Origin of the sequence: Jatrophihabitans sp. (assembly GCF_036388195.1) — a bacterium.
In the GTDB taxonomy this organism is placed as follows: domain Bacteria; phylum Actinomycetota; class Actinomycetes; order Mycobacteriales; family Jatrophihabitantaceae; genus Jatrophihabitans_A.
In genome coordinates this window covers 19865-32349 of record NZ_DASVSG010000124.1, presented here as the reverse complement: position 1 = coordinate 32349, position 12485 = coordinate 19865, and the positions used below count along the sequence as shown (strand labels likewise).

The following is a 12485-nucleotide window of genomic DNA, read 5'->3' as shown; positions in this document are numbered from 1 at the left end:
CAGCTCCACCCCGCGCCTGCGGCAGCCAGGTAGCTCAACCCGGCCGGCAGGGTATCGGTCAACCGCAGCGGCCCGGGGTTGTCGGTCGGGCCGGAGTTGGTGACGGTGATCAGGTAGCTCGCGGACTGACCCACCACCAGCTCGCCCTGATGCTGCTTGGTGATTGCCAGCTGGGCGGCCGGGTCCACCGGCAACTGGTCGGTGGCGTCGGCGCTGCCGGCCAGCGCCGGATCGTTCGAGCGCACCGTCGCTGACACGGTCACACCCGGATAGGCCGGGGCGCCGACCATCGCGCTCAGCACCAGGTCCGCGCTGTCGGCGCCTGCTCCGACCGGATCGCTCAGCAGGCAGCTGACCAGCTGGCCGGCAGCCGTGCAGGCCCAACCGCTGCCGGCGCCCGAGACGAAGCCGAGCCCGGCCGGCAACGCGGTGCTGATCACCAGCTGATCGGCGGTGGAGGGCCCGGCGTTGTGCACCCGCAGGGTGAGGTCGGTGGCCTGGCCGACCTGGCCGTTGCCGGTGTGCTGCAGCGCCATGCTGAGGTCGGCCAGCTTGCCCACCACGATCGAGGCGGAGTCGCTGGCCGGCGCACCGGGGGTCGGCGAGGCGGCCACGGCCTGGTTGGTCTCGACGCCGGCCGGCGCCCGTGGATCGACCTGTACCTGCAGGAGCAGCGCCGGCGCCGATTCGCCAGGCGCCAGCGACTGATTCAAGGTGCAGGTCACGCTCTGGCGCTGTCCTGGCATCGCCGGAGCGGCCGAGGCCGAGCAGCCCCAGCCGCCGCTGGCGGACAGGTAGCTCTGGTAGCCGGGCAGCGTGTCGGTCACCGTGATCGGCGCCGCGGAGTCGCTGGGGCCGGTGTTGCGCACCGTCAGCTGCCAGCCCGCCGTCGCCCCGGCCGGTGCCTGCGGCACGGTCGGCGCCGTTTCCAGCGCCAGGTCGGCCTGGGCGCGCACCGCGACCGGCACCGGCGGCGGGTCCGTCCGGGGGCCGGTGGTGGCCGACTCGATGCCGGCGTTGTTGACCAGGGTCGCCGTGCCGGCCGGCAGGCTCACCGGTGTCGAGGCCGACACCAGCGTGGTCAGCACCAGGTCCGGCGCGGTCGCGCCGGCGGCCAGCCCGCTGCGTCCGCACACCACCGACTGCCCAGCGGCAGAGCAGGTCCAGCCGCTGCCGGAATAGGACTGCAGGCTCAGGTGGGCCGGCAGGGTGTCGGTGACGCTGATGGCGCCGGCATCGCTCGGGCCGGCGTTGCTGGCCGAGAGCACGAAGCCCGCGGCGCCGCCGGCCAGCACCGGGGCCGGCGTGCTCAGGATCTTGGTGAGGCTGAGGGCGGCGCTGGTGACGACCTGGATCTGATCGGCGCTGGAGTTGTCGGCGAGGTCGGAGTCGGCGGTGCCGCTGCCCACGGTCGCGGTGTTCTCCAGCGTCGCCGGCCCGGCGTCCGGATCGAGCCGCACGAGCAGGCTCAGCTGGGCGGCGCTGGCGCCGCTGGCCAGGCCCGCCGCCAGCACGCAGCTGAGCACCCTGCTGGCCGCGGCATAGTCACAGCTCCAGCCCGCGCCGGTCGCCGAGGTGAAGCTCAGGCCGGCCGGCAGCGCGTCGAGCACGGTGACCGGGCCGGTGATGTGGGACGGCCCGGCGTTGTGCACCGCCACGGTGAAGGCCAGCGGGTTGCCCGCGACGGCGGCTCCGGTGTGCCAGAGGCCGATCGAGAGGTCGGCGACCTGGGACACCGAGGAGTCATCGACGTCGCTGTTGTTGGCCGGGACCGGATCGGGCGTGCTCGCCGAGACCGTCGCGGTATTCGAGGCCGGCCCGAGGAAGCCGGCCGCCAGATCGACCGACAGGGTGAACGAGGAGCTGGCGCCGGCGACCAGTGGCCCGGCATGGCCGCAGCTGACGTGCTGGCCGGTCGCCGCGCACGCCCAGTCCGGGTCGGCAGAGCTGAACGAGTCATAGCTCAGGCCGGCCGGCAGGACGTCGTCGACCGTGACGCCGGTGGCGTCGGACTCACCGGCATTGCGGACCTGGATCCGGTACTGGGCCTGGCTGCCGGCGACGAACGGGTTGGTCAGGTGCAGCTTCTGGATCACCAGGTCCGCACGGATCACCGGCATGTCGGTCTGGACGTCGACATTGTCGGCCAGCACGGGATCGGCGGTCGGCGACCCGGCGCTGGCGGTGTTGGTGACCGGACCGGTCTGCCCGGACGCGATCGCCACCGTCACCGTGACAGCGGCAGGCACCGCGCCGACGGCCAGCGGTCCCGGCAGCGTGCAGTGCAGGCTGGCGCCGAGCGTCCCGGCGGGGATCGGGTCGCAGCTCCAGCCCGTCCCGGCCGCCGACACGAACCTGCTGCCCGCGGGCAGCTGGTCATCGATGCTGATCGGGCCGACCGCGCTGGACGGGCCCAGGTTGGTGACCGCCAGCTCGTAGCTGGCCGGCGCCCCGGCGATCAGCTGGGGAGAGCTGAGGCTCGTGTCGATCGCCAGATTCGCCGCGGCCCGCACTGCCACGGGGGCGGTGGCGCTGTTGTTGGCCGGGGCAGGGTCCTGGGTGCGCGCGCTGACGGCCGCGGTGCTCGACAGGGTGCTGCCGTCGGGCACCGACGAGCCGACGGCATAGGCCAGCGTGATGGCGGGGAAGGCGGCCCCGCTGGCCAGGGTGTCCCCGGCCGCGGTGCGCTGGCAGCTGACCGGAGCGGCGGTGCTGCAGGACCAGCCGGTTCCCGAGGCGCTGATGGAGCTGACACCGCTCGGCAGCGGATTGGTGAGCTGATCGGTGACGGTGAACGGGCCGGTGGCCGGGTTCGGCCCGAGGTTGCGGACCGTGAGCGTCCAGCTGCCGGTGCTCCCGGCCACCGGCACGGCGCCGACGGCCTTGGTCAGGCTGACGTCGGCCGAGGCGATGCGGGCGACCGCGGTGCCCGGCCCGGCGGTGTAGCTGCCGGCGCCGTTGCCGCTGGCGCCGGTGGCATCCCGCGCCGTCGAGGTGGCCGAGTTGGTGTGGTTGACGACCAGACCCACCCCGGGCGATCCGGTCACCCCGGGCTGCGGGGTGGCGCTCAACGCGATGGTCAGCGCCGCTGCCGGGTTGAGGGGGCCGAGGCCGGCCCAGCTCAACGTCTGCACCCCACCGGCGCTGGTCACCGTGGGCTCCACCGCGACCGCCGGCCCGCCGGCGACCGAGATCCGGGCGCTGCCGGCGTCATAGCTCCAGTTCGGCGGCAGGGTGTCGCTGCTGCCGACCTGGTACGCCACTCCCGAGCCGGTGTTGCGCACCGTGATGAGCCATCCGAACGATTCGCCGATGTAGCCGGTGCTGCCGGCCGGAGTGGACTTGGTGGTGGTCACCCGCGGGAAGAACGGGGTGATCGTGGCAGTCGCCGTCGTGCCGGTGTAATGCCGGCCTGCGGTGGGCAGGGAGTCGTAGCCGGTGATCCGCGCGGTGTTCACCAGCGCCGCGGCGGTCACCGACCCCGACGGCGCCAGGGTGGCGGTGTAGCTCAGCCCCGGCAGCGAGGCGCCCTTGGCGATCGGGCCCGGCAGCGTCCAGGCCAGCACCCCGCCGCCGGTGGACGGGTCGGCGCCGGTGAGCACGCCGCCGCCGGAGATGCTGGCCGGATCGACGACGACACCGGCCGGCACCGTGTCGGTGACCGTGATGTTGTACCCGGGGCCGGTGCCCGCGGTGGCGCGGTTGCTGATGGTCACGGTGTAGCTGAAGCTCTGGCCGGGCTCCGGGTGCAGCCGGCTGACCGCCTTGGCCACCGACAGCCCCGGCTCGAGCACCGTGACACCGGCGGTGGCGTTCGCGCTCACCTGGTGGTATCCGGCGCCGGAGCTGACCGGCGGCGTCCGGGGGGCGTTGTCCCAGCTGACGTGCGCCATGTCGGTCAGCACCGCGCCGGAGCTGGCGGCGGCGACATCGGCGATCCGGGCGGTGTAGCGCACGGTCACCATCCGGGTCTGGCCGGCGTAGGGCACGTCGCCGAGCAGCCAGCCGATCAGCGTCGCCGAACCGGCTCCGGCGGCCGGTGACAGCTGGACGGCGGCATCGGGGGTGCACGGCGTGCTGTCGGCGTTGACGCAGCTGACGAGGCCGGGCGCCACCGAGCTGGCATCGATGCCGGCCGGCAGCTGCTCGATCAGCGACAGGTTGTAGAAGTTCACACCGGCCGGCAGCACCGCCGAGGTGCTGTAGTTCACGGTGTCACCGACCGCTGCCGAACTCGGGGACACCGAGGCCAGCGCGGTGGCGCCGGCGACCGTCACCGTGCTGGTGGCGCCGGCGCTGTACGTCCGGCCGGCCGGGTTGCCGTCCTCCTGCGGTGAGCTGCGGTTGCCGGCCAGGCTGTTGCCGGTCAGGGCCGCGAGGTTGGGGTAGCTGGCCTTGCCCGATGCCGACGGGTCCACGGTCGCGGTGTACTTCACCGTCAGCGACGCGCCGCCGGCCAGGTCTCCGAGGTTCCAGCTCAGCAGCGTCGTCCCGGCCGGGCAGCCGTTGCTGCCGTCCCCGGTGGTGGCCGGCGCCGCGCTCGTCCCGGCCGGGGTTGCCTGGTACCCGGTGAACGTCATCCCCGCCGGCAGGCAGTCGGCCAGCCAGCCGTCGTGCAGCGGCGGCCGGGCGACGGCGTTGGCGGCCCGCACCGTGTAGGTGATGCTCTGCCCGGCGGTCACACCGGCGCCGGCGTCGTTGGTCTTGGTCAGCCCCGCCGCGGGTTCGACATCGGTGACGCTCGCGCTGGCCGTCCGGGCCGGCAGCAGGACCCCGCCGGTGGCCGCTGTGGCGCTGCTGAAGGTCGCGGTGCTGGTACGCACCACCGCGTGCTGGTTGGCCGCCAGCACGGCCAGCCGGGCCGTGAAGGTCAGCGCGAACAGCTGGTCGGCGCCGGTGCTGTTGTCATAGCTGGCCGGCCACCGGATGCTCGGCACTGCCGGGTCGAAGCTGAAGCCGGCCGGCAGCGGCTGGTCGGCGGGCAGCGCGGCATCAGCGGTGTACGCCGCGGTAGCGCTGACCAGCGACAGCCCGGCCGGCAGCGGGCTGCTGAAGATGGCGTTGTACACCGAGGATCCGGCCGGCACCCGGGCGGTGGCGGTCCAGCTCAGCTGCTCGCCGATGGTGGCCTGGGTGCTGCTGGCCGGGATGGCTTCGCCGCCCACATTGCCCGCCTCGGCGACGGCCGAGCTGACACCGGAGGTGACGCTGACGTTGCGGAGGTAGACGTCGCTGGCATCGCTGGCGGCGGGGGCGTCGTACTGGCCGGCCGGGACGGTGCTGTCGACGTTGGCGCTCGGATAGAAGGTGGCGCTGCCGCCGGGCAGGTCGGTGGCAGCGGTGTAGGAGCGCACCGCCGCGGTGTTGTCGAACACCGTCGAGACGCTCACCCCGGCCGGGATGGCCACGGTGTACTGGTAGCTCTTGAGCGCCCCGGCCGGCAGCGCGGCCACCCCGGCGCCGCTCCACACCAGCGCGCTCCGGCTGGCATTGCCGCTGAAGCTGGGATGCCCGGGCGCTGCTGGGTCGGTGCAGCTGCCGCCATCGGTGATGGCGCTGACCTGCGCACACCGCAGCCCGGCCGGGAGCACGTCCCACAGCCGGAGGCCCTCGACGTCGACGGCGTTGCCTGCGCCGGCGTTGCCGGTGTTGCCGATCTGGATGTCGAACACCACCGAATCGCCTTCGCGAACCAGCACATGGTCGGAGTTCGGTCCCGGAGCGGGGGTGGCGCCGTTCAGGCTGGCGACCCCCTTGGCGACCGTGAGCGGCGGCGCGGCCGCCACCCGGTAGTCGGCGGCGGCCCGCAACGAGCTGGCCTTTCCGGCGCTGTCGGTGGTGCGCAGCTTCACGATGTTGCCGAGCTTGTCCGGCGCGGGACCGGCTGCCGGATCGGTGACCAGGACGCTGAACCGCGCCACGAACACGGCGCCGGCCGGCGCCGTGGTCGAGCCGTCCGGCTGGCCTGCCCCGAGGCTCCAGCTCAGCGCGCCACCCGCCGCTCCGGCGGCATCGAAGCTGATCTGGGCCAGGTCGACGGTGTTGGCGGCCGGATAGCTGACGCTGCCGTCCTCGTAGGCAGTGCCTGGCGGGAGGAAGTCGGTCAGGACCGCGTTGCGGGTCTGGTTGGCCGCGGAGAACCCGGCGGTGATCTGGAAGCAGATCCGGTCACCCTTGCCGAACACCGGATTGCCGGCGCCGTAGCTGACGCCCGAGGACGAGCAGTCCATCGGGGTGCTCCGGGCGGCGACCGAGCTGGTCAGCGTGCCGGCGGAGGTCCGCCGGGTGGCCGAGCTGGCATCGCGTACCAGCTGGTTCCCGGCGCCGCCGGTGGCCGGCGCCGAAGTGCCCTGTGCTGTCACGGTGTTGGTGAAGCTGTCACCGGCCGCCGGCGGCAGCCCGGCCAGCGCGCCGCCGGTGTAGCTGGCCCGATCCCGGACGAAGTAGGTGATGTCCAGCGAGCCGTCGTGCGAGACCGCGACCGGGCCGAACACCAGGGTGAAGCTGCCGTCGGGGTTCTGGGTGACCGACTGGTAGGGCTGTGATGGCGCGAGGCCGGCCCCCGGCGCGCAGTCGGCCGGCGCCCCGCCGGTGTGGTTGCTGATCTCGTCCAGCGGGCACATCCCGTTGGGCAGCACGTCGGTGATCGTGATCGCGGAGGTGTCGGTGTACTCCCCCGACTCGACATGCAGGGTGTAGCTGGCGATGCCGCCGGCCACGAACTGCGCGGACGCCACCGACTTGTCGATCCGCAGGTCGTGCACGCTCACCTGGTGGCTGGTGTCTGACACGCTGGCAGCCCCGCCGATCGCGGCGCCGGTATAGCTGCCGCCGGCGTGGGCGTAGCTGACCAGCGGCGCCGGATCGTTGAGCTGCCGGGTGCTGGCGCCGGTGTTGTTGTCGAGGTTGGCGGCCTGGCCGAGCGAGCCCGGGCTCGGGCCGGCCGAGAACAGCGCGTTCTGCTTCAGCGCGATCGCCGCGGCGTAGCGGATCGTGCGGGTCTGCCCCGCGGCAAGCGTGCCGAGCGTCCAGCTCACCTTGGTGTAGATCCCGGGCGGGTAGCTGGCCGTGCCGTTCGGCGGGGGGTTGAGCACGGTGTCCACCGAGCTCGGCGGCAGGCAGTTCGCGCCCACCGCCGGGGTTGCGCTCAGCCGGGCCGCGCCCGGGTACTCCACAACGGCGCTGGAGGTGTTGTCGAGCTCGCCGCAGCCGAGGAACTCCTGCGCGGCGGGCAGGTAGTCCTGCACGGTGACCCCGGTGGTGGCGGCCTGGCTGCTGTTGCTCAGCTGCAGGGTGTAGACCGCCGGATGCTGGTGCGCGCCGCGCAGCGCCTTCCCGGCCGGGTTGGATCCGGTCTTGGTCAACTGCAGCGCGGTGATCACGGTGGCGCTCTGGGTGCTGGCCGCCGGTTGGATCCGCGAGTCGGCGATCGGCAACCCGGCGGCGGTGAAGTGCGCGACATAGCGCGGCGCGGTGCTGGCATAGGCGTTGGCGACGTTGTAGAGCGTGCTGCCGACCGGCAGGCTGGTGGTCGCCGAGAAGCTCAGGCTGGCCGAGGAGCCGGTTGCCAGGTCGAACACGTCGCTCCAGATCACGGTCTGCTGGCCGGTGCCCGGGTCGGTGAGGACGGTCGGCTCCCCCAGGTCGGCGGGTGTGGTGGAGCCGGGCTGGTAGGTCAGGCCGACCGGCAGCACATCGCGGAACGAGGTGTTGTACTCCGGTTGGGCGCCTGGGTTGGCCGCCGGGTTGGCCGCCGTCAGGGTGAAGGTCACCGGCTTGCCGGCCAGCACGGTCGCCGGCGCCTGCCCGGTCACGGTGATCGCAGGCCCGGCAGCCGAGGCCGGGGCGGCTGTGAGAATGCTGGTGGACAGGCTCGCCAGGACGCCGGCGATGACCAGCGCGGTCAGCCGGCGCCCGGTCGGCTGCCGCCGCCTCATTACCCAGCGCTCTCTAGCATATGCGTAGAGTAACCGATGTTAGTTCGGTATGAGGCCGCAATGGATCTTGCCCACCCGGCCTACCCCGCAACCCCCTCGGCGCGGCTAGCGCGCACAGCAGCGGACCGGACTTCCAAAAAGCCTCACCAGCGCTTTCCAGCAAGGAGAAAGAGACGCTCGCCACGGCGCTGCAGCACGCTCGGATGCGGAAAACATCCGTATTGAGCAGCAGTGTCGAGAGGACGAGCGACGTGACCCGGCAACCTGATCCGATCCGAGCCCTGACCGCAGAGTGCGACGAGCTCGACGAGTTGCTGGCAGGTCTTGACGATCAGCAATGGCAGCTCCCGACGCCTGCGCCGGGTTGGACCATCACCGACCAGGTCGCCCATCTGGCGGCCACCTTCAAGCTGGCGGGCCTGTCGCCTTCGGATCCGGAGGCGTTCACCGCCGTGGTGCGACGGCTGGATCCGGACTTCAGCGTCAACGTCCACAACGCCATGCGGGAGTTCCTCTCCGACCCGCCCGAGGTGCTGTTCAGCCGTTGGCAGGCCGAGCGGGCCGCCGCGGTGAAGGCGTTGGCGTCGGTTCCCGGTGACCAGCTGGTGCCCTGGCTGGTCAACCCGCTGCCACCAGCCGTCCTGGCGATGGCCGGCATGATGGAGGCGTTCGCGCACGGCCAGGACATCACCGATGCGCTGGGGATCCGGCGCGCCCGCACCGACCGCATCAAGTTCCTGGTCGCCTTCGCCGTCCGTACCTGGGACTTCGGGTACCTGGCGCGCGAGGAGCCCCGGCCGGACGTGGAGTTCGGTTTCGAGATCACGGCGCCCTCCGGCGCCCAGTGGCAATTCGGGCCGCCGGACGCGGCCCAGCGGATCAGCGGTCCGGCAGAGGACTTCTGCCTGCTGGTCACCCGTCGCAGGCACCGCGATGACCTCGCCGTCACCGCGGTGGGCCCGGACGCCGAGCACTGGCTCGACATCGCGCAGGCCTACCGCGGACCGGCCGGCGCCGGACGCAAACCCGGGCAGTTTCCAAGCTGATCGGACAGGAGGACTTCCATGGAACCGTCTGCCTCCGACGAGGAGCAGATCAAGGTCATGACGCTGGAGGCTTTCGCCGACACGATCGTCCCGGGCAACAAGCGCTGGCCCGGTGATCGAGCGGTGGCGGGGGTCAGCGACGACGCCGGAGCGGTGGCGGCGGGCGCCCTGGAGTTGCTCGAGTCCCCGGCCGGTGGGTTGTCGCCGTGGCTGGCAGGCCTGGCCGCGATGCTCAACGCCCATGCCGAGAATCACGCGGCCGGGCAGGGGATCGAGCTGGACGGCACGGTTCCGGCCTTCGTCAGCCTCGACTACGACCAGCGGGTCGCGCTGGTGGTGCGGCTGACCGCCTGGGACCACCCGGAGCGGCAGGGCTGGGTGAACCTGGTGATGTTCTCCAACATGGCCTTCGATACCGGCGCGCAGATGCACACCGTCGATGCGCTGGCCGCCGGGCACCCCGGCCTGCTGACTCTCGGCTTCGCGCCACCGGACGACGACGGTCTGTGGCGCTTCCCGGACTACTCCTACCGCCGCCAGCTCGCTGACCTCCATCCGGCCACCACCGCCTCTGGGAGCCCTGCATGACCGCCACCGAAAGCGCCGACGTCCTCGTCATCGGCAGCGGTTTCGGCGGGGCCATCGCCGCCTATCATCTGGCCGCCGGCGGCGCCCGGGTCGTGGTTCTCGAACGCGGGCCATGGCTGGAGGCCGACGACTACGACCACGACTTCAAGCTCGGATCCTCCACGACCCGGATCTTCGACTTCACCGTGGGCGACGGCATGAGCGTGCTCACCGGCAACTGCGTCGGCGGTGGCAGCGTCGTGTACTTCGCCACGATGCCCCGTGCTCCCGGGTACATCTTCGAAAGGCAAGGCAGCATCGGACGCCGGCTGTGGCCGAGCTCCCTGAGCCGCGACAGCCTGGAGCCCTGGTACGACCGGGTGACCGAGGCGCTGCCGATCACCAAGCAGCAGTGGGAGACCGTTCCGTTCGCCGGTGGCGTGTGGGCCGCGGCCTGCCACAACGCAGGGCACACCTGCAATCCGGTGCCGGCGGCGGTCGACACCTCGCTGTGCACCAACTGCAACTGGATGCTGTCGGGCTGCAAGTTCGATGCCAAGCGCTCGCTGTTGCTGAACTACCTGCCGGCCGCGCTCGCGCACGGCGCCGAGATCCGGCCGCTGCACGAGGTGCAGCAGATCAGCCGCAACTCCGACGGCGGCTACCGGGTGCATTACAACACCCTGCACGACGTCGACTACCGCGAGCAGACCGGCAACGGCGCCATCGATGCCAAGCTGATCGTGCTGGCCGCCGGCACCATCGCCACCCCGGTGATCCTGCAGCGTTCGGAGCCCGAGCTCGGCAAGATGCCCGACGCGGTCGGCAAGTACTTCTCCGGCAACGGCGAGCGCCTCAACACCGCCGTGCTGAACGAGGACCGGGTCCGGGACGTGCTGGGTCTGGACCGTGGCGACGGGCGGGCCTACGAGGCCAACCAGATCGGGAAGGGCCCGGTCGCGGCGTGCTGGGACTGGCTCGACGGCACGCTGCCGGAGTTCGAGCGTTTCTCCCTGGAGCAGCTCTACTTCCCCCCAGGCCTCGGCACCATCCTGACCCAGGTCGCCGACGCGACCGGGCCGACCTGGTTCGGCAAGGAGAAGAAGGAGATGATGCGGCGCTGGAAGTCCTGGCTGACCATCTTCACCATGTCGGAGGACGACAACGAGGGCGTGTTCGGACCGCCGCCGGCCACCGGGAACTCGATGCGGGTGTCGCAGCAGATGTTCGGTCTCGGCCCGCTGAGGTACGAGCCGACGGAGAACACCCGCCGCGGCTGGGCAAGGGCAGATGCCGCGGTCAAGAGCATCCTGGAGAAGGATGGCCTGGCCAGGGTGATGCCGTGGACCAGCGACGTGGTCGGCGCGTACACCGTGCACCCGTTGGCCTCCTGCCGGCTCGGTGATGACCCGGGCACCTCGGCGCTGGACGGCAACCATGAGCTGCGTGGCCACCCGGGCATCTTCGTCACCGACGGCTCCGCGGTGCCGACGGCCCTGAATGTGAACCCGGCCCTGACCATCGCGGCACTGGCCGAGCGGGCGATGCCGGCGATCGTGCGAGCCGCCCGGCAGCGGGGCATCGACGTCCGGTACGGCGCGCCGTCACCGGACGGTGACACCAGCGCCCGTGACCAGGCGAGCAAGGCGATTGCGCACCTGCTCGACGACTGACCGTCCCGCGGCGCGGTCGAGCCATCGACGGCCGCACTCATCCCTGAAGCACCGTCACACAAGGAGCCTCGATGGCCAGAGCCCTCCTGCGAACGGCGCTGCGCCGTTCCCTGGATCAGGTCAAGTACGTCACGCCGGTCGAGGTCAGCGGCGCTGACGATGCCGTCGCCCGGGTCTACCAGCAGGTCGAACGTGACTTCGGCATGCTGGCGCCGCCGGTGGCGCTGCATTCGCCGGCGCCGGGGGCGCTGGCCGCCTGCTGGATGATGCTGCGCGAGTCGCAGATGGCCGATGGCAAGGTTCAGCGGGGCGTCAAGGAGGCGGTCGCCACAGCGGTATCGGCCGGCAACTCCTGCCCCTACTGCGTCATGGTGCACTCGGCGACACTGCAGTCCCTGCTCGGCAGCGCGGCCTCGACAGCGGTTTCCGCAGGCCGGCTCGACGCGATCGCCGACCCCGAGGTACGGGCGATCGCGGAGTGGGCGCGCCGGTCGGCCAGCCGGCAGGAGAGCCAGTCGCAGGATGCGCCGTTCGCCAAGGAGCAGACGCCCGAGATAGCCGGAGTGGCCGTCGCCTTCCAGTACCTGAACCGGATGGTCAACATCTTCCTCGACGGCTCCCCGCTGCCGCCGACGGTTCCGGCATTGGCGCGCGGCAGCGTCCTGCGGGTGCTCGGCTGGTTCACCGCCGCCTCCGCACGTGCCACCCTTCAGCCGGGCGCCTCGCTGGATCTGCTGCCCGCCGCGCCCCTGCCGCCGGACCTGTGGTGGGCGGCCGGCCACCCCGAGGTCGCCGAGGCGTTCGCCCGGGCCAGCGCGGCCATCGACGCGGCCGGTCGGGAGCACGTCCCGGCATCGGTGCAGGCCGCTGTGCGTTCCCGGCTGGCCGACTGGGACGGCCGACCCCTCGGCCCGAGCCGGTCCTGGGTGGAGGACGAGGTGCTGGCGCTGCCGGCCGGCGAGCGGGCCGCCGGCCGGCTTGCGCTGCTGACGGCGCTGGCCTCGTTCCAGGTGGATCAGCAGGTCATCGATGCCTTCCGGCGGGAGCAGGCCGGTGACGAGGCGCTGATCGCCAGCACGTCGTGGGCGAGCATGGCAGCCGCCCGCCAGGTCGGCAGCTGGTTGCGGATCAGCTGAGTGGCCGCCAGAGTCCCCGCCGGCTGGCCGCCGCACCCGGCTGCTGCCAGCTGTCCGGCGGCCGCTCGGCGACCCGTCATGCCTGTCCCGGCAATCACCGCGCTGCGCCGATCACTCAACCACCGC

5 protein-coding genes are annotated in these 12485 nt (G+C 72.2%); 4 read left to right on the top strand and 1 reads right to left on the bottom strand.

Features of this window, described 5'->3' with window-relative positions; genetic code table 11:
* A partial coding sequence (locus VF612_RS12715) for a hypothetical protein (protein ID WP_408660223.1) occupies window positions 1–7937 on the bottom strand: 7937 nt, incomplete at its 3' end.
* Between the two features lie 251 nt (window positions 7938–8188).
* Here VF612_RS12715 and VF612_RS12710 point away from each other — a divergent pair.
* From VF612_RS12710 to VF612_RS12695, 4 genes are all read left to right on the top strand, one after another.
* Entirely contained in the window at window positions 8189–8983 is a 795-nt protein-coding gene (locus VF612_RS12710; RefSeq protein ID WP_408660222.1) for a TIGR03084 family metal-binding protein, read from the top strand.
* 18 nt (window positions 8984–9001) lie between these two features.
* Window positions 9002–9571 (top strand): DUF5987 family protein, encoded by a 570-nt coding sequence (locus VF612_RS12705; protein ID WP_408660221.1) that lies wholly within the window; start codon window positions 9002–9004, stop codon window positions 9569–9571.
* The gene (locus VF612_RS12700; RefSeq protein ID WP_408660220.1) at window positions 9568–11223 is read left to right on the top strand and encodes an FAD-dependent oxidoreductase; all 1656 of its coding nucleotides are present in this window, start codon (window positions 9568–9570) and stop codon (window positions 11221–11223) included. The genes VF612_RS12705 and VF612_RS12700 overlap by 4 nt, the downstream gene beginning before the upstream one ends.
* A 71-nt stretch (window positions 11224–11294) precedes the next feature.
* Window positions 11295–12359 (top strand): carboxymuconolactone decarboxylase family protein, encoded by a 1065-nt coding sequence (locus tag VF612_RS12695; protein ID WP_408660219.1) that lies wholly within the window; start codon window positions 11295–11297, stop codon window positions 12357–12359.
* Window positions 12360–12485 lie beyond the last annotated feature (126 nt).